General features: G+C 70.3%; 20 protein-coding genes and 2 pseudogenes. 15 read left to right on the top strand and 7 right to left on the bottom strand.

Annotated features, from left to right (window positions below):
- Positions 1–185: 185 nt before the first annotated feature.
- From V6R91_RS10840 to V6R91_RS10855, 4 genes are read left to right on the top strand one after another with little or no spacing between them, the layout of a single operon-like run.
- Positions 186–1,475 carry an extracellular solute-binding protein gene (locus tag V6R91_RS10840; RefSeq protein WP_336395425.1) on the top strand — a complete coding sequence of 430 codons (1,290 nt, stop codon included), beginning with the start codon at positions 186–188 and terminating at the stop codon, positions 1,473–1,475.
- Positions 1,476–1,505: 30 nt separating this feature from the next.
- Entirely contained in the window at positions 1,506–2,489 is a 984-nt protein-coding gene (locus V6R91_RS10845) for a carbohydrate ABC transporter permease (RefSeq protein WP_336395426.1), read from the top strand.
- Positions 2,486–3,403 carry a carbohydrate ABC transporter permease gene (locus tag V6R91_RS10850; protein WP_219085389.1) on the top strand — a complete coding sequence of 306 codons (918 nt, stop codon included), beginning with the start codon at positions 2,486–2,488 and terminating at the stop codon, positions 3,401–3,403. The genes V6R91_RS10845 and V6R91_RS10850 overlap by 4 nt, the downstream gene beginning before the upstream one ends.
- Complete coding sequence (locus V6R91_RS10855) at positions 3,400–4,950, top strand: family 20 glycosylhydrolase (protein WP_336395427.1); 1,551 nt, start codon at positions 3,400–3,402, stop codon at positions 4,948–4,950. The genes V6R91_RS10850 and V6R91_RS10855 overlap by 4 nt, the downstream gene beginning before the upstream one ends.
- On the opposite strand, the gene V6R91_RS10860 is transcribed toward V6R91_RS10855, so the two are convergent.
- Positions 4,914–5,855 (bottom strand): Lrp/AsnC family transcriptional regulator, encoded by a 942-nt coding sequence (locus V6R91_RS10860; protein WP_336395428.1) that lies wholly within the window; start codon positions 5,853–5,855, stop codon positions 4,914–4,916. The genes V6R91_RS10855 and V6R91_RS10860 overlap by 37 nt on opposite strands.
- A 244-nt stretch (positions 5,856–6,099) precedes the next feature.
- Between V6R91_RS10860 and V6R91_RS10865 the strand changes: the two genes are divergently transcribed.
- From V6R91_RS10865 to V6R91_RS10890, 6 genes are all read left to right on the top strand, one after another.
- Complete coding sequence (locus tag V6R91_RS10865) at positions 6,100–7,455, top strand: MFS transporter (RefSeq protein WP_271060339.1); 1,356 nt, start codon at positions 6,100–6,102, stop codon at positions 7,453–7,455.
- Between the two features lies 1 nt (position 7,456).
- Positions 7,457–9,130 carry an amidohydrolase gene (locus V6R91_RS10870; RefSeq protein ID WP_336395429.1) on the top strand — a complete coding sequence of 558 codons (1,674 nt, stop codon included), beginning with the start codon at positions 7,457–7,459 and terminating at the stop codon, positions 9,128–9,130.
- On the top strand, positions 9,127–10,746 hold the full coding sequence (locus V6R91_RS10875) for a thiamine pyrophosphate-binding protein (RefSeq protein WP_442928112.1): 1,620 nt from the start codon (positions 9,127–9,129) through the stop codon (positions 10,744–10,746). Before V6R91_RS10870 ends, V6R91_RS10875 begins: the two co-directional genes overlap by 4 nt.
- 14 nt (positions 10,747–10,760) lie before the next feature.
- Positions 10,761–11,723 (top strand): agmatinase, encoded by a 963-nt coding sequence (speB, locus tag V6R91_RS10880; RefSeq protein WP_336395431.1) that lies wholly within the window; start codon positions 10,761–10,763, stop codon positions 11,721–11,723.
- Positions 11,724–11,739: 16 nt separating this feature from the next.
- Positions 11,740–12,723 carry a C-terminal binding protein gene (locus V6R91_RS10885; RefSeq protein WP_336395432.1) on the top strand — a complete coding sequence of 328 codons (984 nt, stop codon included), beginning with the start codon at positions 11,740–11,742 and terminating at the stop codon, positions 12,721–12,723.
- A 111-nt stretch (positions 12,724–12,834) separates the two neighbouring features.
- Positions 12,835–14,400, top strand: a complete 1,566-nt coding sequence (locus tag V6R91_RS10890; protein WP_336395433.1) for an amidohydrolase — start codon at positions 12,835–12,837, stop codon at positions 14,398–14,400.
- A 6-nt stretch (positions 14,401–14,406) separates the two neighbouring features.
- Here V6R91_RS10890 and V6R91_RS10895 read toward each other — a convergent pair whose 3' ends face one another.
- From V6R91_RS10895 to V6R91_RS10915, 6 genes and pseudogenes are all read right to left on the bottom strand, one after another.
- Positions 14,407–14,829 (bottom strand): DUF1801 domain-containing protein, encoded by a 423-nt coding sequence (locus V6R91_RS10895; protein ID WP_336395434.1) that lies wholly within the window; start codon positions 14,827–14,829, stop codon positions 14,407–14,409.
- Between the two features lie 61 nt (positions 14,830–14,890).
- A complete protein-coding gene (locus V6R91_RS10900; RefSeq protein ID WP_336395435.1) occupies positions 14,891–15,478 on the bottom strand; it encodes an HhH-GPD-type base excision DNA repair protein in 588 nt (195 codons plus the stop codon).
- A 73-nt stretch (positions 15,479–15,551) separates the two neighbouring features.
- Positions 15,552–17,360 (bottom strand): AIPR family protein, encoded by a 1,809-nt coding sequence (locus V6R91_RS10905; RefSeq protein ID WP_336395436.1) that lies wholly within the window; start codon positions 17,358–17,360, stop codon positions 15,552–15,554.
- A 154-nt stretch (positions 17,361–17,514) separates the two neighbouring features.
- Positions 17,515–17,610 (bottom strand): annotated as a pseudogene (locus tag V6R91_RS10910) (HhH-GPD-type base excision DNA repair protein); the annotation flags it as partial.
- A 67-nt stretch (positions 17,611–17,677) separates the two neighbouring features.
- A pseudogene (locus V6R91_RS36375) lies at positions 17,678–17,896 on the bottom strand (CGNR zinc finger domain-containing protein); the annotation flags it as partial.
- Positions 17,897–18,010: 114 nt separating this feature from the next.
- Positions 18,011–19,330, bottom strand: a complete 1,320-nt coding sequence (locus V6R91_RS10915) for a glutamyl-tRNA reductase (protein WP_336395437.1) — start codon at positions 19,328–19,330, stop codon at positions 18,011–18,013.
- Between the two features lie 354 nt (positions 19,331–19,684).
- Here V6R91_RS10915 and hemE point away from each other — a divergent pair, with 354 nt between their 5' ends.
- From hemE to V6R91_RS10940, 5 genes are all read left to right on the top strand, one after another.
- The gene (hemE, locus tag V6R91_RS10920) at positions 19,685–20,755 is read left to right on the top strand and encodes a uroporphyrinogen decarboxylase (protein ID WP_336395438.1); all 1,071 of its coding nucleotides are present in this window, start codon (positions 19,685–19,687) and stop codon (positions 20,753–20,755) included.
- Positions 20,752–22,302, top strand: a complete 1,551-nt coding sequence (locus V6R91_RS10925) for a protoporphyrinogen/coproporphyrinogen oxidase (protein WP_336395439.1) — start codon at positions 20,752–20,754, stop codon at positions 22,300–22,302. Before hemE ends, V6R91_RS10925 begins: the two co-directional genes overlap by 4 nt.
- Positions 22,303–22,481: 179 nt before the next feature.
- On the top strand, positions 22,482–22,937 hold the full coding sequence (locus V6R91_RS10930; protein ID WP_067250394.1) for a hypothetical protein: 456 nt from the start codon (positions 22,482–22,484) through the stop codon (positions 22,935–22,937).
- A gap of 1 nt (position 22,938) precedes the next feature.
- Complete coding sequence (locus V6R91_RS10935) at positions 22,939–23,346, top strand: phage holin family protein (RefSeq protein WP_067250397.1); 408 nt, start codon at positions 22,939–22,941, stop codon at positions 23,344–23,346.
- Entirely contained in the window at positions 23,333–23,617 is a 285-nt protein-coding gene (locus tag V6R91_RS10940; RefSeq protein WP_067250401.1) for a hypothetical protein, read from the top strand. Before V6R91_RS10935 ends, V6R91_RS10940 begins: the two co-directional genes overlap by 14 nt.
- The last annotated feature ends 75 nt before the right edge of the window (positions 23,618–23,692 follow it).

Below are 23,692 nucleotides of genomic sequence, written 5' to 3' on the forward strand. Positions count from 1 at the left end.
ACGGGATCGAGGCTCGGAGAGCGGGTCGTGGTGGCTGAAGGGCTTAAGGGGTCGTGCCTCTCGCGCCGGAATCCACAGTGGACGGGTCATCGTCCTTGTGGCATGCTATGGTCACTATATCGTTTTAGTGACGGGACGCCACCCCATCCGATGGCGCCCCTGGGCCACTTCGAAGGAGAACGTCCATGAAGATCCGAGCGACTCTCGCCGTGGGTATCGCCGCAACGGCCGCGCTGGCGCTCAGCGCGTGCACCGGCGGAGGCACGGCGACCGGGGGAGGGGGAGCCGACGGTGAGGTCACCGGCGAGGTCACCTTCCAGACCTGGTCCCTGAAGAACGACAAGTTCACCCCGTACTTCGACGGCGTCGTCGAGGCGTTCGAGAAGGAGAACCCGGGCGTGAAGGTGAAATGGATCGACCAGCCCGCGGACGGCTACGAGGACAAGGTCCTGCAGCAGGCCGAGTCCGGCGAGCTGCCCGACGTCGTGAACCTCCCGCCGGAGTACGCGTACTCGCTCGCCTCGGCCGGTCAGCTCATGGACCTGAAGACGGAGTCGTCCGTGCTCGGCGACTACGTCGAGGGCGGCGTCGACGCCTACACCTACGACGGGATCGAGGGCTCGTTCGGATTCCCCTGGTACCTCGGCACCGAGCTGAACTACTGGAACACCGAGCTGCTCGGCAAGGGCGGCGTCACCGCCCCGCCGGAGACGCTGCAGGCGACCCTCGACGCGGCGGAGAAGCTCGCCGCGGCGGGCGTCCAGACCATCTCCGACGTCCCGAGCCCGAAGTCGCTGCAGATCATGGTGTCCGACGGCGGCGGCACGCTCGACATCGTCAAGGACGGGAAGTTCGTCTTCAACACCCCCGAGGCCGAGGCGATCGTCCAGCGCTACGCGGACCTCTACAAGGCGGGCGCGATCACGCCTGAGGCGCTGCAGAACGCCGGCACCGCCAACGCCAACATCAACAACTTCAACAAGGGCACGGTGGCCTGGGCCACGGCCGGCCCGAACTACATCGACAAGGACATCGCGGTCAACGCCCCGACGCTCCTGCCGAACGTGGCCGTCACCAGCGGGTTCGGCAATCCGCCCCTGTTCGTCCAGGGCATCAGCGTCTCCGCGAACGCCAAGAACCCGGCGGCCGCCCTCGCCTTCGCCGAGTACCTGACGAACACCGCGAACCAGATCGAGTTCGTCAAGCTCGCCGTCGGGTTCTTCCCCGGCACCGTCGAGGCCAACGCCGATCCGTCCGTGTTCGCGGAGACCGCGCAGAACGAGCAGCAGGGCGTCGCGACCGATCTCGCCGCCGCCCAGATGGACAAGGCGAAGATGCTCGGAGCCCCGCAGTTCACCGAGGCGATGGAGACCTACGCGAAGCAGCAGATCGCGCTCGCGGTCAAGGGCGACATCACCCCGAAGGAAGCGCTGGACAAGGCGGTCGAGTACGCCCAGCAGAACCTCGTGGACTGATCGGACGATGCGGAGGGGGCGGGGACGCTCATGAGAAGACAGCGCTGGTACACGCCGTACCTGCTGGTGCTGCCCGGTGTGATCTGGGTGTTCGTGTTCGCCCTGTGGCCGTTCCTGAACACCATCGGTCTCGCCTTCACGGACGCCCGCCCCCTCCGCCCGGCCGAGTTCGTCGGCCTCGAGAACTTCGCGAAGCTCTTCACCGACGACCGCTTCGGTTACGCGCTGACGACGTCGCTCGTCTACGTCGTCGTCTGCGTGCCGCTGCTCACGTTCCTGCCGCTGCTGCTGGCGCTGCTCGTGCACAGCAAGATCCCCGCGATCGGGTTCTTCCGCACGACCTTCTACTTCCCGGTGATCGCGTCGGCCGTCGTCGTCGCGATCGTGTGGGAGTTCCTCTTCTCCGGCAACGGCACGATCAACGAGGCGCTGAAGTTCTTCGGCCTCATCGACCGGCCGATCGAGTTCCTCTCCGATCGGTGGCTGCTGATCGGCTGCGCGATCGGCCTGACCGTGTGGAAGGGGCTCGGCTACTACATGGTCGTCTACCTGGCCGCACTCGGGAACGTCGGCCGCGACCTGCACGAGGCGGCCGCGATGGACGGCGCCGGCGTCTGGCGGCGCTTCTGGTCCGTCACCGTCCCCGGCGTCCGCGGGCCGATGATGCTCGTGTCCGTGCTCATCTGCGTCGGTGCGATGCGGGTGTTCACCGAGCTCTACATCCTCTCCAACGGCTCCGGCGGGCCCGGCGGCCGCGCCATGAGCCTCGTCATGCTCATCCAGTCGATGGGCAAGGGGCTGAACGGGCAGATCGGCTACGCCTCCGCGATCTCCCTCGTCCTGTTCCTGCTCACGCTCGTGCCCCTGGCCGTGGTGGGCATCGCGAACAACGGCGACATGATCCGTGAGGCCCTGCAGAACCGGCGCACCCGACGGGACCAGCGGGCCATACAGCGCGCCGACCGCGCCGACCGCCGTGCCGCCGCGCGCACCCCCGAGGAGGTGTCGGCATGACCGCCGTCGAGACCCGCCCGCGCTCCGCCGCCGCGGAGAAGCCGCGCCGCGACCGCCCGTACCGCGTGCGGGGATCCGCGGACATCATGAAGCCCTCGCTCGCGGGGCTCATCGGCAAGTATGCGCTGCTCGTCGTGATCCTCGGGATCATGGTCTTCCCGTTCCTCTGGCAGCTGTCGACCTCGTTCAAGGGGCCGGCCGAGAACATCTACGACTTCCCGCCCCAGCTGATCCCGAGCGAGCCCACACTCGACAACTTCGCCGAGGTGTTCCGCACGATCCCGGTGCTCGACTATGCATGGCACTCGCTGCTCGTGGGCGTCGGGACCGTGCTGACCAACATCGTGTTCGCGACGCTCGGCGGCTACGCCCTCGGATGCCTGAAGTTCCGCGGCAAGGGGATCGTCATGGCGATCTTCTTCTCCACGCTGCTGCTCCCGGGCGAGGTGACCCTGACGAGCCAGTACCTGACCGTGAAGTCGCTGGGTCTCGCGAACACGCTGTGGGGCGTCTTCCTCCCCGGTGCCATCGCTGCGATCAACGTCCTGCTGATGACGGCGGCCTGCCGGATGATCCCGGCCGACACGCTCGACGCCGCGACGATCGACGGCGCCAACACCATGCAGCGCCTGCGCCACATCGTGTGGCCGAACATCCGCGGCATGGTCTCCGTCGTCGCGCTGTTCGCGTTCATCGGCGCGTGGGACGACTTCCTCTGGCCCCTCGTCGTGCTCTCGGACCCGGCGAACTACACGCTGACGGTCGGCATGCAGTACCTCAGCTCGAACTTCTCCGCCAACCCGCGCGTGATCGCGGCGGGCACCATGATCGCGCTGGTGCCGATCATCCTGCTCTTCGCCGTCCTGCAGAAGCAGTTCTTCAAGGGCGTCGAGGAGGGGAGCGTCAAGGGATGACCGCGCCGCTCTGGCACGCGCTGCCCCAGCCGGCCGCGTTCACGCCGAGCGGCGGGACATGGCGGCCGAGCGGCGTCAGGGTCGTCGCCGACGATCCGCGTCTGGGACGCGAGGCCGAGCGCCTCCGCGCCGACCTGCGCGCGCAGGGGATGCTCGAAGGATCCGCATCGCTCGTGCGGCTGCGGATCGATCCGGCGCTCGCCGCGGGCGCGGAGCGGGGAGCGGAGGCGTACCTCGTCGAGGTCGGCGACGACGTCGTGGTCCGGGGCGCCTCACCGAGCGGCGTGTTCCGCGGCACCCGTCAGCTCCTGCACAACCTGCGAGCCCAGGGCGGGGTGCCCCGGGGGCGCGCGCACGGCAGCCCGGCGGTGGCGGAACGCGGTCTCCACCTGGACGCGGGGCGCAAGCACTTCGGGGCGGAGGGCATCCTCGCGCTGCTCCACGACGCGGCGGACATCGGCATCAACGTCCTGCAGTGGCATTTCTCCGAGAACGAGGGGTTCCGGCTGGAGTCCGCGGCGTTCCCCGAGATCGTGTCTTCGGAGCACGTCACCCGCGCCGAAGCGGCACGGATCCTCGCGGTCGCGGCGGACCTGCACGTGGAGATCGTCCCCTCGCTGGACATGCCCGGCCATCTCCGCCAGGTCCTCTCCGCCCATCCCGAGCTGCGCCTGCCGCCGGGGATCGACGGGTACGGCCCGGACGCGCCCCCTCCCGCGATCACGGGCACGGACCACGCGCTCGACATCGCCCGTCCCGAGACCTGGGACTTCGCGCGACGCCTGATCGACGACATGCTGCCGGTGTTCCCCGACGCCCGGCGGTGGAACCTCGGCGGGGACGAGTTCGTCGACTTCGCCCGCATCGACGACCATCCCGGCCTCGCCGCGGCAGCGCGGGAGCGGTTCGGGCCGGACGCCACCGGATTCGACCTGCTGACCGCCTTCGTGAACCACATCGCCGCGCACCTGCGGTCGCGGGGGCTCGAGCCCCGTGCCTGGAACGACGGCATGCTGCGCGGCGCCGTGGTGTCGCTGGATCCGTCCGTCGTGCTGACCTGGTGGACGAACTGGAACGCCGGGATGCGCCCGCTCGCCGATGCGGTCGCCGCCGGCCACGGGATCGTGAACGTCAACGACGCGCTGTTCTACTACGTGCTGGGCGAGAACGCGGGGTACCGATACCCGACCGCGGCGCGGATCTGGGAGGCCGACTGGCACCCGGGCCTGTTCCCCGATCTGCCCGCGGCCGTCGGCGAGGAGCGGCGCCAGGAGCTCGCCGCGCCCTATCCGCCCCTCCTGCGCGGCGTCTCGTTCGCGATCTGGTCGGATCGTCCGGACGCACAGACCGTCGACGAGGTGACCGCGGGGATCCGTTCGCCGCTGCGGGCGATGGCCGAACGGGCCTGGAACGGCGGGACCCGACTGTCCCTGACCGAGTTCATCGCCCTCGACGCGGCGATCGGCGAAGCGAGGGCGTCGTCCGAGGAGGCGGCGGGCGGACGCGGGGATCAGGCCGACACGACGCGGCCCAGCGACCGCGCGTAGTCCTCCTTGACGACGTCGAGGTGCGTCCACGTCTCCAGGCCCCCGACCTGCGGCAGCGTGCGGATCTCCTCGAGCACCCCGAGCACCCCCGCCGTCGACGAGCCGCCGATCGTGGCGATGAAGTCGTAGCTGCCGTGCGATCGCGCGGCGAAGTCGATCGTCCGCGATCCGAGGATGTACTGCCGTACCGGGTCGGCGTCGCCGTTCACCGTGATGCCCACCCCCACCGCCACACGATTGCGAGAGAGCCCTCCCGAGGGGATCGCGGCGATGCGGATCACACCGGCGTCGATGAGGCGCTTCACCCGGGAGCGGACCGACGACGGCGAGAGGTGGACCGCGTCGGCGAGCGCCCGGTAGCTCACCCGACCGTCGTGCTGCAGCTCGGCGACCAGGCGGTGGTCGAGCTCGTCGAGGACGATCTCGGTGCGCGAGTCCGCCACGAAGAACCCCTTGAGCACTTCGGCGTAGGTGGTGACCCTGACCCGGTGCACCGACCGGATGCGCCGCACCCGGTCGAGCATCTCGTGCAGTCGCCCGTCGTCGCCGTGGCGGGATTCGAACACGAGCGGATACGCCCCGCTCACCATCGACACGAACACCGCGTCGTCGAGACGGGCGATCTCCTCGGCGACGGGTCGGGCCGGACCGGTGATGCTCACCATCGCGTGGACGAGCACGTGGTGGCCCGCGAAGCCGGGATCGAGGGCGGCGACCACGCGCAGCCCGCCGCGCTCGGTCAGCAGGCGCAGGCGCTGCGAGACGACGTCGCGCGGGCGGTCGAGCAGGTGCGCGAGCTCCTGGATGCTGGCGCGGCCGTTCTCCTGCAGAGCGTGGATGAGCCTCCCGTCGAGATCGTCCGTGTCGCGATCCGGTCTGCGCGACGGGACGCTTGCTGCGCTCATGGGAACCCCCGAATGTGCCGCTCGCACGAGATGGCTGAAGAAGCCGGATCTGCCACGGGTTCGTCGCAGATCGGCGGTGATCAACAGGATTCTATCCGCGAATAGCGTTCGTCCGCCCCGAGTGATGGGCAGAACAGCGGTCAGCCGCCTCGTTCCAGCGAGCATCTGCCTCCGCACGCGCCTATAGTCGGCTCAGCTCGAAGGACATTCGACCGCCTCACCCGACAGAGCAAGGGAGCCCTGTATGTCCACCTCTACCGCCCACCCGCCGGTGCATTCGCACCGCCGGGCCCTCCGCGCCGGCTTCGCCGCGATGGCGGGCACCTCCATCGAGTGGTACGACTTCTACGTGTATGCGACCGCCGCGGCGATCGTCTTCCCCCAGGTGTTCTTCCCCGAGGTCGACCGGGCTCTGGGCACGCTCGCCTCGTTCGGCACCTATGCCGTCGCGTTCTTCATGCGCCCGCTCGGCGGCATCATCTTCGGCCACATCGGCGACAAGCTCGGGCGCAAGCCCGCCCTCACCATCACCCTGCTGGTGATGGGCGTCGCGACCGTGCTCGTCGGCTGCCTGCCGGGCTACGCGAGCATCGGCATCACCGCCCCGATCCTGCTGATCGTCCTGCGCATGGCACAGGGCCTCGCCGTCGGCGGCGAGTGGGGCGGCGCGAGCCTGATGTCGGTGGAGAGCGCGCCGCCGAAGTTCAAGGTGTTCTACGGCGGATTCACGCAGCTCGGCAACCCGCTCGGCGCCCTGATGGCCTCCGGCGCGTTCTGGATCCTCGCCGCGATGGGCGACGACGCCCTCGTGGAGTGGGGATGGCGGGTGCCGTTCCTGTTCAGCATCGTGCTGATCGGCGTCGGGCTCTGGGTGCGCTACCGCGTCGAGGAGACGCCGGTCTTCGAGGAGAAGATCGAAGGGCACAAGCAGTCCACGCCGCTGCTGTTCGCCGTCAAGAACAACTGGTGGCCGATGCTGCTGGGCTTCTGCATCATCGCCATGTCGTCGGGCGGATACGTGATCGCCACGACCTTCGTGCAGAGCTTCGCGACGAGCCCCGAGGTGGGCATCAGCGCCTCCGTCATCCTGGGGGCGATGACCATCGCCTCGCTGGTCGAGACGATCGTCACCCTGCCGCTCGCCTGGCTGGGCGACAAATGGGGCGGCAAGTCGATCATCTACCTCGGCGTCATCCTGTCGTTCGTCGTGTTCATCCCGCTGGTCCTGGTGATCCAGAACCACCAGATCGCCCTGATCTTCATCCTGGTGTCGGTGCTTCGCCTGACCCTCAGCGGGGCGTGGGCGTCGCTCTCGACGGTGATGGCGCAGATGTTCCGCCCGCAGGCGCGGTACACGTCGATGTCGCTGTCCTACGGCATCGGCGCCGCGGTGTGGGGAGGGCTGTCGCCGGCGATCGCGACCGCCCTGCTGGCGGCGACAGGGAACTTCTGGTCGGTGGTCGGATTCTTCGGTGTGCTCTGCCTGGTCGCCCTCTTCGGCACCTTCTTCGCGCCGCAGCACTCCGACACGGCGCCGGTGACCCAGTCGCTGCGCGCCCGCACCGACACCACCGCCATCCGGAACATCGAGAAGGGCTGACATGCGCAGACTGGCCACCTACGACGCCCGTGACGCGGCGGCGACGATCATCACCGCGAAGACCATCCGCACCGTCGACGAGCAGCGCCCGCAGGCCGAGGCGATGCTCACGGCCGGCGGCCGGATCCTCGCCGTGGGGACGATCGCCGAGGTCGAGTCGGCTGCCGAGGCGGCCGGTCTGCAGCCCGTGCGCGTCGACCGGCCGGGGGCGACGATCGTTCCCGGGTTCGTCGACGCGCACGCGCACCCCCTGATGTACGGGCAGATGCTCACCTGGGTCGACATCGGCCCGGACAAGGCCGGCTCCATCCCCGAGATCGTCGCGCTCATGACCGCGCGGGCCGCGACGCTGCCGGAGGGGGCGCCGCTGCGCGGCTACGGCTACGAGCAGCGCAACCTCGCCGAGCGCCGGCACCCCACCCGGCACGAGCTCGACCAGGTCGCCACCGACCGCGAGGTGTACATCATGAACGCCTCCGGCCACGGCGGCGTGGTGAACAGCTTCACGCTGGAGAAGTACGGCATCACCCGGGACACCCCCAACCCCGAGGGCGGCGAGTTCTTCCGCGACGCGGACGGCGAGCTGACCGGCGAGCTGTCGGACGCCGCCTGCAACGTGCTCACCGGGCTGCACGGCGTGAAGGTCGGGCACCACGGCCCGAACTTCCATCTCGGCGACGAGCCCGCCGAGCACCAGCGTCAGCTCGACGCGGTGCAGCGGGAGTTCCTCGCCGGCGGCGTCACGACGATCGGCGACGCCCAGGTCTCGCAGCGCGAGTTCGCCGCGTATCTGGCTCTCGCCGACCGCGGTGCCCTGCACCTGCGAGTCTCGATGTACTTCCTCTCGCATCTGCTCGATCAGGTGATCGATCTCGGCCTCACCGGTCCGTTCGGCAACGCCTTCCTCTCCGCGGCGGGCATCAAGCTGTACGCCGACGGCACGCTGGGCGGCTGGACCGCGTACTTCCCCGAGGGGTACGTCGGCGATCCGTGCCGCACCGGGCAGCTGTACCACCAGCCGGAGGAGTACGCCGGGCTGGTGAAGAAGGCGCACCTCGCCGGTCTGCAGACCGCCACCCACGCGCAGTCGCCCACCGCGATCAGGATGGTCGTGGACGCGCTGGAGCAGGCGCTCGCGGCTCGCCCCGACACCGACGCCCGGCACCGCATCGAGCACTGCGGCCTGCCCGACCCGGCGGAGATCCGGAGGATGGCCGAGCTCGGCATCCGCCCGGTGAACCAGACCCAGCACTACTACAACTGGGGTGAGGGCGTGGAGCAGGCCATCGGCACCCCCGGTGAGCGGTTCAACCCGCTGGGCGAGTTCCTCGCAGCGGGCGTGCCCGTCACGATCTCCTCGGATGCCCCGGTCGCCGAGCCCCGTCCGCTCGAGGCCATCCAGGCAGCGGTGACCCGCGTCACCCGTCGCGGCCACAAGCTGGGGCCGGATTCCCTGCGGATCAGCGCCGAGCAAGCCCTGCGCGGGCACACGCTCGAGGGCGCCGCCTCGCTCGGCCGCGACGACGAGCTGGGGTCGCTGACGCCGGGCAAGCGCGCCGACTTTGTCGTGCTCGGCGGCGATCCGCTCGAGACCGACGGGGAGGAGATCGCCGCCATCCCGGTGCTCGAGACCTGGGTCGACGGCATCGTGACGCATCAGGCCCAGGAAGGATGAGCGGCATGGAGACCGTCGCGAAGCGCACCACCGGCTGGGTGGTCATGGAGGTCCTGCGGGGTTACGGCATCGACACCGTGTTCGGCATCCCCGGCACCCACAACCTGGAGTTCTACCGGCCGCTGCCGGCCCTCGGCATCCGCCCGGTGACCACGCGCCACGAGCAGGGCGCCGGCTACGGCGCCGACGGCTGGTCGCTGCAGACCGGGATGCCCGGAGTCGTCGTGACCACGAGTGGCCCCGGTCTGCTCAACGCCCTGTCGGCGGCGGGAACCGCGTACTGCGAGTCGCGGCCGATGATCATCCTGTCGCCCGGCCCGGCCCGCGGCAGCGAGTTCGCCGACGTGGGCACGCTGCACGAGACCAAGGACCAGCTGGCCGCGGCCTCCGCGGTCGTGGAGTGGGGGCGCCGCGTATCCAGCGCCGCCGAGGCCGTGGCGGCAGTGCACGACGCGTTCGCGCTGTTCGCCACCGGGCGGCCGCGCCCGGTGTACATCGAGGTCCCGCTCGACCTGCTCGAGGAGGAGGCCGAGGGGATCACTCCCGACGACATCGCCGCCCGGGCGTTCCCGCCCCCGCCCGCGCCATCCGACGACGCCGTCACCGAGGCGGCCCGGCTGCTGAACGCCGCCACCGACCCCGTCATCCTCGCCGGCGGCGGATCGCGCCGCGCCGGCGCGGCCCTGCGGGCGGTGGCCGAGCGCCTGGGCGCCCCGGTCGTGACCACCGCGAACGCGAAGGGCGTGCTCGACGAGCACCACCCGCTCTCGCTCGGTGCCAACCTGCGCCTGGCCGCAGCCCGCGACCGCGCCCGCGACGCCGACGTGCTGCTCGTGGTCGGGTCCAAGCTCGGCGAGGCGGAGCTGTGGGTCGACAAGCTCGACGCCCGCGGCACGGTCATCCGCATCGACCTGCTCGCCTCGCAGATCGACAAGAACCAGAAGGCCGATGTGGGCATCGTGGGTGATGCCGCGGCATCCCTCTCCGCGCTGCTGACCGAACTCGGCGACGGAGCTCCGCGCACAGGCGGTCGCGTCGCCGAGACCCTCGAGGCCGTGCGCGCCGAGGTGCACGAGCTGTCGCCCGTGAACGCGGCGCTCGGCGAGGCGATCGCCGGCGCCCTGCCCGCGGAAGCGATCGTCACCACCGATTCGTCGCAGATCGCGTACTGGGGCCTGATGAACGTGCTGCGCGTGCCCAGGCCGAACTCGATGCCGTACATGGCGACGTACGCCACCCTCGGGTACGCCCTGCCGGCGGCGCTCGGATCCCGGCTCGCCGACCCCGGCCGCCCCACGTTCGCGGTGACCGGCGACGGCGCCCTGATGTTCTCGCTGCAGGAGATGATCACCGTCGTCGAGCAGCGCCTGGACGTCACCGTGATCGTCGTCGACAACGGCGGCTACGCCGAGATCCGGCAGAACGAGGCGGATGCCGGGATCTCCCCGATCGGTGTCGACCTCGTGCAGCCCGACTGGGTCGCGCTCGGCACCGCGTTCGGCGGCACGGGTCGCCACGTCGGCACCGCAGCGGAGCTCGCCGATGCCGTGCGGCAGGCGCAGGCCGACGGCGGCCTGCAGGTCATCCACCTCGACCAGTCGACGTTCGCCCTCTGAGACAGGAGCCCTTCATGAGCAGCACACCGATCGGCCCCGCGGACGCCTCGAAGACCCCGCGCTACGCGGGCCTGTCCACCTTCGCCCGCCTGCCCCGCATCGAGGACGTGGGCGAGACCGACATCGCCGTCGTCGGCATCCCGTTCGACAGCGGCGTCAGCTTCCGCCCCGGTGCCCGGTTCGGCCCGGAGCACGTGCGCGCGTCCAGCCGCCTGCTGCGGCCCTACAACCCCGCGCAGGACTTCTCCGGCTGGGAGGCCGTGCAGATGGCGGATGCCGGCGACATCGCGGCCAACCCGTTCCACATCCACACCGCGGTCGAGCAGATCGCCGAGGCCGCGACGGAGCTCGGCGAGCGCGTCGACCGGATCCTCACGATCGGCGGCGACCACACGATCGCCTATCCGCTGCTCAAGGCGATCAGCGCCAAGCACGGTCCGGTCGCCGTGGTGCACTTCGACGCGCACCTGGACACCTGGGACACCTACTTCGACGAGCCGATCACGCACGGCACGCCGTTCCGCCGGGCGTCGGAGGACGGCTTCATCGACCGCACGGCGTCGATGCACGTCGGCACCCGCGGCCCGCTGTACGGCAAGGGCGACCTCGAGGACGACGAGCGCCTGGGCTTCTCGATCATCACGAGCGAGTACGTGGAGGAGCACGGCGTGCCCGCGGCGATGGAGCGGCTGCGGCAGCGCATCGGAGACCGGCCCCTCTACCTGTCGATCGACATCGACGTGCTCGACCCCGCGCATGCGCCGGGCACCGGCACCCCCGAGGCGGGCGGGCTCACCAGCAGGGAGCTGCTGCGCATCATCCGCGGCCTGGCCGATCTGAACATCGTCGGAGCCGACGTGGTCGAGGTGGCCCCGGCCTACGACCACGCCCAGATCACGGGCATCGCCGCCAGCCACGTGGCGTACGAGATCCTCACCGCCATGGCGCGCGCGATCGTGCGCGGACGCGGGGAGTGAGGGGACGGAGAACGAGATGACCCACGAACGGCCGCTCGCCGTCTACACCGATGTCGAGGACACCGACCCGGCACCCGGCATCGCCCTGCTGGAGGCGCACGGGTTCGAGGTGCGGGTGCTCGGCACCCGAGACCCGCAGCGGATCATCGACGGCGCGCGCGACGCGGTCGCCCTGCTGCCGGGCTACGCCTCCGTCACCCGCGAGATGATCGAGGCGATGCCGAACCTCGAGATCATCGCGCTGATGTCGATGGGCTTCGATTACGTCGACCTCGATGCCGCCACCGAGCACGGGGTCTGGGTCACGAACGTGCCGGGCGCGGCGACCGAGGAGGTCGCCACGCACGCGCTCGCGATCATGCTGCACAGCCTGCGGCAGCTGCGGTTCTACCTGGCCAGTGCGAACCCCGCGGACTGGAACGAACGGGCGTCCTGGGCGCCGCCGCGCCTCAGCGAGCGGACCCTCGGCGTCATCGGGCTCGGCAGGATCGGCCGTGAGCTCGTCCGCCAGGCGGGTCCCCTGTTCGGACGCGTGCTCGGCTACGACCCGCTGATGCCCGACACTCCGGAGGTGCGCGCCGATCTCGACGCCCTCGGTGTCACGCGCACCGGACTCGACGAAGTGCGCGGGGCCTCCGACGTCCTGTCCCTGCACCTGCCGCTCACGCCCGAGACCGCGCACATGGTCGACGCGGAATTCCTCGCCGGGATGCCGCAGGGGGCGCTGCTGGTGAACGTCTCGCGCGGTGCGCTCATCGACGAAGAGGCGCTCGCCGCATCGCTCGACGCCGGGCACCTCGGCGGCGCCGCCCTGGACGTGCTCGCCTCCGAGCCTCCGCAGCCGGGGCATCCGCTGGTCGGCCGCGACGACGTCGTGCTCACGCCGCACATCGCCTACTTCTCGGAGCGCACGGAGATCGAGTACGTGCGCATCCAGGCGCAGAACGCGGTGACGCTGCACGAGACCGGCGCCCCGGATTCGCCGGTCAACCGCCCCTGAAGCCGTCCCATCCCCAGCCCGGCCGCCCGGGTCGCGCTTCCCGTCGCCGGAGCTCCCTCCGCCGCGACCGAAGCGTCACCGGAACGGCCCTCCGACCGAGAGGAAACCGTCATGCCGCACCTGATCGACGAGGCGAAGCAGTGTGCCCGCGCCTGGATCGACGAGCATCTGCCCCGCCTCACCGAATGGCACACCCACATCTGGGAGCTCGCCGAGCCGGCCTGGCGCGAGTACCGCTCGCAGGCGTGGTACGTCGAGCTCCTGCGCGCCGAGGGCTTCGAGGTCGAGGACGGCTCCGCCGGGATGCCCACAGCATTCAGCGCGACGTGGCGCAACGGCGACGGCCCGACGCTGCTCACGTACGCCGAATACGACGCCGTTCCCGGCAACAATCAGGCGGCGACCACGACGGAGACCCCGCGGGACGGCCTCAGCCGCTTCGCGCCGGGGCACACCGACCCACACTCCGTGCTGGGGATCTCGACGCTGGCCGGTCTGCTCGCGACCAAGCACGCCATGACGCAGCACGGCATCGGAGGCACGTTGAGGTACACCGGGGAACCGGCGGAGAAGATGCACGGATCGAAGGTCGTGCACGGTCTGCGCGGCTACTACGACGACGTGGACGCGATCGTGTCCTTCCACCCGTTCTACATGCTGCCGCTGTGCAACACCGCACGCTGGGACACCCAGTGCGGCGCGTACTACAGCAAGGTCTACACCTTCGTCTGCGACCGCCCCGAGACGTGGCAGCTCTCCAGCGCCGACCCGAACTCGCCGATCCCGGCATCCCACTCCGCGGCCAGGGCGCCGGGCGCGAACGTCGCGCTGACCCAGATGTACACCGCATCCCGGACGATGCTCGACTCCATGCTTCCCGCGACCGGGGGCTGGAGCTTCTCCGACGCGATCCTCAGCGACGGGCAGGCGACGGCCGACAATCTGCCGCACCGGGTGGCGCGGCTGCAGTTCTCCTGGCGCACACCGGATGTCGAGATGGCCGAACACATCCTCGCCGTGCTCGACCGCAACGCGGCCGCTGCCGCGACCATGGCGCACTGCGAGCTGGAGGAGCGCTGGATCGCGCGTAGCCGTCCCGGCCGCACGAACCACGTGATGGCTCAGACGCTCTACGCCAACCTCGAAGCCGTCGGGGCGCCGGTGTACGGGCCGGAGGCGGTCGCCGTCGCCCAGGACATCCAGCGGTCGCTCGGGCAGGAGCCGAGCGATCATCCTTTCCTTGCGGAGACCGAACAGCTGATCGCTCCGCAGGAGGCCGAGCGGATCCTGCGCGAGCACATGCCGGCCTGGCAGCGGAACTGGACCAGCGACGACTACGTGGAGATGTCGCACTACGCACCCCTGGTGCGGTTCTACGTGTCGAGGCCGGCCCTGCGGCCGGTGGCCGGAGCGGGACCGTACCCGGCGTGGGTGATGAACGCGCTGGGCGGCATCCCCGAGACGATCGCGCCGACGATCGTGACCGCGGGGAAGACGATCGCCGGCACGTTCCTCGACCTGTTCCTGTCGCCGGAGACGCTGGAGGCGGCGAAGGCGGAGTTCCGTCGCCGCACGGAGGCGGACCCGATGCCGGCTCTGCTGCCCGCCGACTTCGAGGCGCCGATCGACCTGCCCTGGCCGGACTACTCCGGAGCGGGCGAGCACCGGCACTGGTGAACGTGCTCAGCCGGTGACGGTGAGCGCGGTGTGCTCGTCGCCGCCGTTCTCGGCCCACCGCAGCGATGCGGACAGGATGCCCCGCAGAACGTCCAGGTCCACCTGCTCGAGATCCTTGATGTAGAGGCACCCGACGCCGGTGGTGTGCGGGCCGAGACGGGCGAGGTCGTCCGCATGCGCGGCGGTCGACGTCAGGTAGACGGCCGAGGCGGCCTTGCGGGGCGCGAACGCGAGCAGCGGCATGTCGCCCTCGGTGCCGGTGGGGTAGCGGTAGTGGCAGCTGCCGAACCCCACGATGGTGCCCCACAGACGCGGCTCGCGTCCGGAGATCTCCTGCAGCAGGGCGGTCAGAGTCTCGGCGTCGTGCCTGCGCCCGGCAGGTGTGACGCCGGCCAGGAAGCCCTCGACGCTGCCGCCGGTCGGCTTCACGACCCGGCCTTCGCGGTGGGCTTCGGCTCGCTGCGCCCGCTCACCCCTGAGCTCGCCCGCATCAACGCTCCTTCGTCGCATTGCTCCGGGCGGCCTCAGCCTTCATCGCCTTCTTGTGCTCGCGGACCTTGGCGAGGGACTCGGGGGAGACGATGTCGGCGACGGATCGGAAGGAGCCGTCCTCGCCGTACGGCGCCGAGGCCTCGCGCCAGCCGGCCCCTGTGAAGCCGTACTGCTTGCCGAGGAGCGCGAGGAAGATCTTCGCCTTCTGCTCGCCGAAGCCGGGGAGCGCCTTCAGCCGCCGCAGCACCTCTGCGCCGTCGGGGTCTCCCTCGGTCCACAGCGCCGCGGCGTCCCCGCCCCAGTCGTCGACGATCGTCTGGCAGAGGGTCTGCACGCGAGTCGCCATGGATCCGGGGAAACGGTGCACGGACGGGGTCTGCCGGAAGGCCTCCAGGAAGGCGTCCGGATCCATGCCCGCGATCGCGGCGGCGTCGGCCGCGCCGGTGCGCTGCTCGATCTTCAACGGCCCTGCGAACGCGGTCTCCATGGGCACCTGCTGATCCAGGAGCATGCCCACGAGCAGCGCGAGCGGGTTGTTCGTGAGCAGGTCGTCGGCGGCGGTGTCTCCGGTGATGTGAAGGGCCATGCCTCCAGTGTGGCACCCGGCGCAAGAGGTGTGATTGTCTACCCTGACCGCATGCGCCGCTCAGAATGCTCGATTAGACCCCGGCCTGGTTGGTGGCCGCCGGTAGCGTTTCAGCCGCAAGTGCATCAAAGGGTTCCGGATTTGCGGACCGAGTGGCCTCGACCATGGCAGCAAAGTCATCGAGCGCTTTCGCGACCTTTTCCTGCGATTTCAATCCCTGATCAGTTGCGGGAGCGAGGTTTTTCGAGAACGACAGGAGAGTGCTGACTATCGGTTGCCAGGCGAGGGTAGCCTCTGCGGGTGACAGATTACGCCTGAACATCAGTTGCGTTCGATCGGTGATCGGGCGCCCCACCAATGTCTCCACGCACGAGCCAATGGCCGCGACGAAGAGCAGGTTCGAGCCTCGAGCGCGGAAGAACTCTGCGTGACGCTTCTGTGCGTCGGTCCGCCCTGATTCCGGAATGGACATTATCGTCTGCTTCGTTTGGTCCACTGCTCGCAGCAGGCCGAACACGAACACGATGTGCCGCGCGCTGAGCGTGTCACGAAAGACGCTGGCATAAGTGGCGTCGTTGTCCCATATTGCCCGCGTTTCGTTGTACGCGAGGTTCGGTCGACCGTGGAAGGCCGCGAGCGACTGTGCGACCGAAGAGTCGGGAAGCAACCCGCGTCGACGAACGATTGCATCACTAGCGCCTCCGCGCCGCCCTCCTCGGTACTCTGCCTCAGGAATCTTCGAGAACTCGTCCCTCAACCGCTCCTGAATAGGATCTTTGCTTCGAAAATCCGTGGCCTCAACCTTATTCTGCGTATTGTTGTACCGGACGATGTTCTGCAGCACTGATGGATCGGTGCACTTCACGAATCGCGCCATCACCATCGCTTCTTCAAGTCGTGAAGCTTCCGATGCTGACAGCTCGCCGATGGCGCCGGTCGTCTGACCGCCGTTGACGATGCCCACCCCTTCCACCCTCAACTCTGACGCGTTTTCGATAAACTCGTAATCGTTGACCAAGATCGTGATTCCGTTATTGAAGATCGCGAAGTTCTCGGGCTCCGACTTCGCTGTCTCCTTGATCCCGAAGTTAATGTTCCCCACGGACCGCACCATTCCGAGGTAGTCGCGAATATTTGGGGACATGAGATCGGTAGTGTGCGCAGACCATAGCGCTCTCAGCGCCACGGCACTGATCGCCGTCGAAAACGCGCTCCAGCCGTCCGCCTTGAGTTCAAAGCCTCCGGGTACTTGAAGTAAGAATTCGTCAGCGACGAGGATCGGTGCTTGAGTTCTCAAGTACTCGTCTTCGAGTGCGACGACGCCGAACTCCGTCGATGTGACATCGACGACCGCATCCGGAAAGTCGCGCTTGATCAGTGCGTCCGCTGTCCGAGCTGCTTGGTCAAGCTCTCGCTGAACGTTCTTGGACTCGGGGAGGTTGTGAGAGTACCAAATCTCGAATTCGCTTACCGTACCCGCAAACAGCGCGGCTCGGACCTCCTCTGCGGCACCGCGCAGCACGTTTGGGACTGTTTCAAGCGGACCGGAGATGAGCCAGCTCACGGCGGTGTTAGCGTCCGCCGCCTTGTTATCCGGCGCAGCGGGCTTAGCGGTCCGCGAGAAGTAGCCCTGCCCGACTACGATCTTGGAACCATCGTTAACGACCGAGACCAGATCACACTTCTTGTCGTTGCTGTGATCGGTGAGTGCATTTGCAGCGAACGCTTCAATGTCATCAACACCGAGGCGCATTTGTGCTAGGAAAAGAAGAAGCGCGTTGTTGCCGTACTTCGAGAGGTCGTCGCGAGCCTCAAACGCTCGGAATCCCGGGCGATCCGCCTTGTCAAGCTCCCCGTTGTCTGCGCCCGTGTGGTCGGTCATGTGGCCCCTTCGCTTCGTCTTAGGAAGATTATCCCAAACGCGAGAGCGGCGATACCACGCAAGGAAAGTGGTAGCGACTTACCTAGTCGGGTGTTCGCAACCCGCTCGCGCTCCTCATGGAGTAACAGATTGTCCGACTTTCACATGGTTAGCGCACCTGCTGGTCCAGGAGCATGCCCACCAGCAGCGCGAGCGGGTTGTTCGTGAGCAGGTCGTCGGAGGCGGTGTCTCCGGTGATGTGAAGGGTCATGCCTCCAGTGTGGCATCGCCCCCTCGCCGAGAGCTGTGCCTTCTTCACTCTGTTCCTTCCCCCTGTTCCCGCAGATGTTCATCGGGCACCGCCGGCGGTTGCGACCACGGCTGCCGTCGCCGAAGAGACCGCCGCAGTCCGGCCCGCCGCTCCAGACGGCCTTCTCCTCTTCGCGCGGAAGTATCCGCACCATCGATCCGCGTGACCGGTGGTTCTCCGCGTGCCCGGTGGTTTCCGCGCGAACGGGGGATCCCCGCGTGGAGGGGATTTCGGGAGGGAACACCATCGCGTGGGCTCAGGCACACGCGCGGGATCAGGCGCTCGGGGCGCGCAGGTGCCTGATGCGGCGCGTTCGCCTGACGCCGCGTGGACGGGGCGTGGGCGTGACGCGGGGCCGGGATCAGGCGGTCTCGGCGGAGCGGGCGTCCTCGTCGGGGGTGAGGCCGAAGAGGGTCTCCAGCGCCGCGGAGAACTCCGCGCCGCGACCGGCGGCGGCGAGCTCGTGCGCCCGCGAGGTGGGAGTGTGCAGCAGCACCCCGGCGAGGTGGCGCATGGCCTGCTCCACCCGGCCGTCCTCATCCCCGCGGCGGCGCGCGCGCTCGATCTCCGCCTCAAGGAGGCCGAAGATGTGCGAGCGGAGGGACACGACCGCGGGCGTGACGCTCTGCCGCTCGCCGACGACGTGGAACGTCTCGGCCGCCTCGCGGACGATGGAACGGGCGGCGTCCGTCGCCTGCAGCTCCTCCAGCGGGGCGTGCAGGCGGATGGTCTCCAGATCCAGCAGCGAGACGCCCTCGATGCCCGCCACGTCGGGGGAGACGTTGCGCGGCATCCCGAGGTCGATGACCAACTGGGTCGGCGCCGACGCGGACACGGCGTGCACCGGGCAGCCGGGTGCCGCGGAGGACGCCGGCACGTCGCGACCCGCGCGCAGCACTTCGGCATCCAGCACCGCGTGCTCGGCCGTGGTGCAGGTGATGATCAGGGAGGCCGAGGCCGCCGCGCGGGCGTACTCGGTCGCGGGCAGGGCGCGGATCCCGTGCTTCGCGGCGAAGGCCTCGGCGCGGCCGGACGGCGAGTGGACGGCGATGTCGACGGCGCCGCGCTCGCGGAGGGTGGCGAGGGTGACGGCGGCGTACGCGCCCGTGCCGATGAGGAGCACGCGCTCCGCGGACCAGTCGGCGATGCGGCTGTCCGCCAGCTCCAGCGCGAGGCGGACCAGCGAGCGCCCCGCACGGCCGAGGGCGGTGACGTTCTTGACCTTGCGCTGCGCCTGGCTCGCCCGCTGGAACAGACGCTCGAGCTCGGGAGAGGTGGTGCCCTCGGCGCGCGCGGTGGTGAGCGCGCGGCGCACCTGACCGGCGATCTCGCCCTCGCCGGAGACCACGGACTCGAGTCCGGACGCGACGGCGAAGAGGTGCTCGGCGACGCGCCGGCCGCTGTGCACGACGTAGGCGCCCTCGAGGTCCGCAGGGGTGACGCCGGTGCTCGCCTGGACGGCCTCGAGCACCGCCTCGACGCCGATGGCACCGGCCGCGGTCACGGGCTCGTCCATCTCGACGTACGCCTCGAAGCGGTTGCACGTCGCCAGCACCACGGCCCCCTGGACGCACTCGGCCGTCTCGGTCAGGCCGGTCGCGATGCCTTCGGGGGTGCGGCTGAGGCGTTCGAGCAGATCGAAGGAGGCGGTCTTGTGACTCGCCGTCACGCACAGGAGCACCCTCCGAGTCTACGGCGAGGATCCTTTCCGCGGCCTGGACGCCGTCATCTCGCCGGCGCGGGCCCGGTGTCCGGCCGGGTCTCCGCCGTTCTCGACTCCGCCCGCCACCGTCCCGATCTGCACATCCGGTCCCGATCTGCACAGCGATCGGGGCAGAGCGTGTGCGGATCGGAGCGATGTGTGCAGATCGGGACGGACCAGATCGGGACGGACCAGATCGGGACGGACCGGACTGGACGGGACGGGACGGACCGGACGGGACGGATCGGACGGGACGGGAAACCCCACGGATCGGGATCGAGGAGCCGCAGAACACCGAGGAGTCGCATAAGAACGGGGTGCGAGGATGGACGCATGGCCCTCCCGGATGCCCCGCTGCTGCGCGCCCTCGCGGGCGATCGACCCGACCGCACCCCCGTCTGGTTCATGCGCCAGGCCGGGCGTTCCCTGCCGGAGTACCGGGAGCTGCGGGTCGGGACGCGGATGCTCGACGCGTGTCTGACGCCCGAGCTCGCCGCGGAGATCACGCTCCAGCCGGTCCGTCGTCACGGCGTGGACGCGGGCATCTTCTTCAGCGACATCGTCGTGCCGCTCCGTCTCGCCGGCGTGGAGGTCGAGATCGAGCCGGGCCGGGGGCCCGTCTTCGCGGCCCCGGTCCGCACCGCGGACGACGTCGTGCGCCTCACCGCGATCGATCCCGAGGCGCTCGACACGTCCGCCATCGCGGAGGCGGTCCGGATCGTGACGGCGGAGCTCGGTGAGACGCCGCTAATCGGATTCGCCGGTGCCCCCTTCACTCTGGCCGCCTACCTGGTCGAGGGCGGCCCGTCGAAGGAGCACCTGCGCGCGCGGGCGATGATGCACGCGGACCCGGAGTCCTGGAACCGGCTGGCCGGATGGCTCGCGCGGCTCTCGCGCACGTTCCTCTCGGCGCAGCGCGACGCCGGCGCCGCGGCCGTGCAGCTGTTCGACTCCTGGGCGGGATCCCTCGCGCCCGAGGACTACCGCACCTTCGTCGCCCCGCACTCCGCCGCCGCGGTGCGCGGGATCGGCGCGCCGGTGATCCACTTCGGTGTCGGCACGGGGCCCTTCCTCGGCGACATGCGCCTGATCGGCGCCGACGGCGCACCCGCGGCCGACGCGGTCGGCGTCGACTGGCGGATGCCCCTGGACACCGCCGCGGGGATCCTCGGCCCCGATGTCACCGTGCAGGGCAACATCGATCCCGCCCTCCTCACCGCGCCGTGGCCTGTACTCGAGGAGCAGGTGCGCGAGGTCCTGCGCCGAGGCCGCAGCGCCCGCGCACACATCCTCAACCTCGGACACGGGGTGCCGCCGGAGACCGACCCGGCGGTGCTGACCAGGATCGTCGAGCTGGCGCGGACCGTGGACGCCGAGAACGCCGCGGAGGCGGAGCGCTCATGACCGCGCTCCCCGGTGACGCCCCGGAGCTCGCCGAGCGGGCGGCGGCCGTGCGCGTCGCCGTCGTCGGCGGCGGGGTCGCCGGGCTCGTCGCAGCCAAGGAGATCGCGGCCGTCGGCATGCACGCCACCGTGTTCGAGGCGGCGCCGGTCGCCGGAGGCGTGGTCCGCCGCGGAGAGGCGGACGGGATCGCGTTCGACGCGGGGGCGGAGAGCTTCGCCACGCGCGGCGGGCACGTGCAGGCGCTGCTGGAGGATCTCGGTCTCGCGGAGCGCATCGTGGACCCGGCCCCCGGCGGCGCCTGGCTCGCGGGGATCCCGGGGGTCGGTGCGGCGCCGCTGCCGCGCGGCGGGATCCTCGGGATCCCGGAGAATCCGTTCGCCGAGGACGTGCGGCGGATCATCGGGTGGCGCGGCGCCTGGCGCGCGTACGTCGACCGGCTGCGTCCTCCGCTGACCATCGGCCACGACCGGAGCCTCGGGCATCTCGTCCGCTCGCGCATGGGCGCGCGGGTCCTCGACTGCCTGGTCGCCCCCGTCACGACGGGCGTGCATTCCGCCCATCCCGACACGATCGACACCGAGGTGGCCGCCCCGGGACTCAACGCGGCGCTGACCCGGGCCGGGTCGTTGTCCGGGGCTGTGGCGAGCCTGCGCGCGGACGCGGCCCGGAAGACCGCCGCGCCCCGGAGCGGAGCCGAGCCGGCGCGCGCTCCTGGCGCGGCCGTGCGCGGGATCGACGGCGGCATGGCCGTGCTCGTGGACGCCCTCGTCGCCCGGCTCGGCGTGCTCGGATCCGAGGTCCGCACCGGCTCCTCCGTCGTCGGGCTCGCGCGGGACGCCGACGCCTGGGTCGTGCGGTTCGAGGCGCCCGATCCCCGACCCCGCCCCGCGGACGCGGACATCGACGCATCGACGGAGGGGGGAGACGCCCTTGTGGCGGAGGAGCGGTTCGACGCCGTGATCCTCGCCGCGGACGAGGCGACGACGCGTCGCCTGCTGTCGCCGCACGTCTCGGCCCTCGATGCGATCCCCGCCGGCGACGCCCCGCACATCGAGATCATCACCCTGGTCCTGGACGCTCCGGCTCTCGACGCGTCCCCGCGCGGATCCGGCGTCCTCACGGTCCCCGGCAGCCACACCGCCAAGGCCCTCACACACGCCACCGCCAAGTGGCCGTGGCTGCGCACCGCCGCAGGGGACCGACACGTGGTGCGGGTGTCGTTCGGCTCCCAGGGGGAGGAGCCGGCGACGTCGGGGCTGGACGACGACGCCGCCGCCCGGCTGGCGATGTCCGAGGCCGCGGCGATGCTCGGTGTCGCCCTGCCGGCGAGCGCGCTGCGCGGATCGTTCCGCGCGCGGTTCACCCAGTCCCAGCCGACGGCGGCGATCGGCGCGGCCGACCGGCGGGCCGCCGCTGCCCGGGTGATCGCCGCGGGCCACCGGCTCGCCGCCACAGGCGCCTGGCTCTCCGGGACGGGGCTCGCCCAGGTCGTGCCCCACGCGCGGGCCGAGGCCGAGCGCCTTCGCCACGCGCTCCTGTGGGGCTGACGCCGAGACCGTCCCGCCGGATCAGGCGGACGCGCGAGATCAGGCGCCGAGGCGCGATGACCGCCTGATCCTGCGCGATCGCCTGTTCCCGCGCGCTCGTCACGGACGATAGATGCCGAAATCGGAATACGGGGTTACGCTGGTAGTCCGCAAGGCCGACCACATCGTGAGGAGACCCTATGAAGGGGAAGATCGGACTCGTCGTCGGACTCGGAGTGGGGTACGTGCTGGGCACGCGCGCCGGTCGCGAACGCTACGAGCAGATCAAGACGCAGTGGCTGAAGGTCTGGCACCTCGACCCCGTGCAGGCACAGGTGGGCAAGGTCCGCGAGTTCGCGAAGAGCCAGGCCGCCGCCGTCCCGCAGGCGCTGTGGAACGGCGCCGTCAAGGTCGTCAAGGCGGTCAACGCCGACGGGACGCCGGGCCAGAAGGTCGACTCGGCCCTGTCGAGCGGCAAGGGCGCGGTCGAGGACCTCAAGCGCGCGGTGGAGGACACCGTCGACGCGGCGGAGGACGGCGAACTCGATCGGCCGGCCAAGACGTCGTCCGCGAAGAAGACGACCGCATCCGCGACGAAGAAGAGCACGGGATCGACCCGGTCGGCCAAGGGCTCCGGATCGTCGCGAGGCGCGTGACATGGTCCGCGGATACCGGGATCGTGCCGACGACAGCCTGCTGACGCTGCTCGGCGACCTGCCGGACCTCGTCAGCAACCTCGTCAAGGCGGAGATCGACGCCGCCAAGACCTGGATCGCCCGCACGTCCAAGGACGCGGGGATCGGGAGCGTCTGGTTCCTCGTCGCCCTGTTCTTCCTGTTCTGGGCGGTGCCGGTGCTGCTCGTGTTCGCGATCGCGGGGATCGCGTCGTGGCTGCCGGTGTGGCTGTCGGCCATCATCGTGTTCGTCGTGCTGCTGCTGGCCGTCGCGCTGTTCGCCCTGCTGGGCATCCTGAAGTTCCGGAAGGTGCTGGCCAGGGAGAACCCCGCGCAGGCCGTCGCCGAGGACATCCGCATCGTGAAGGAGGCCGGCGATGACGTCCGCTGAGCAGACCACCCCCGCCGTGCCGCGGACGGCGGTGCCGCACGGGATCGTCGATCCGGTCGCGTCCGCGCGCGCCGAGCTGAAGGCCGCGCTGGCCGCCATCGAGGTCAAGGGGAACCTGCCCCGCCGGATGGAGAAGGCGATCACCCGCGAGAGCGCGCGTCTGCGGCAGGAGGCCCGGACGAACCCGGTCAAGGTCACGCTGATCGTGGTCGGTGCGGCCGTCGCCGTCGGCGGCGTCGTCTGGGGCGTGGCCCGGCTCCTCTCCCGCTGAGACGGGCCCGCTCCGCAGGCTCCCGCGCGCACCGGCCGAAAGCGCCCCGCGGTTCGCGACCCGCCGCGGGAAGGG

The sequence above is a fragment of the Microbacterium sp. CCNWLW41 genome, assembly GCF_037083505.1.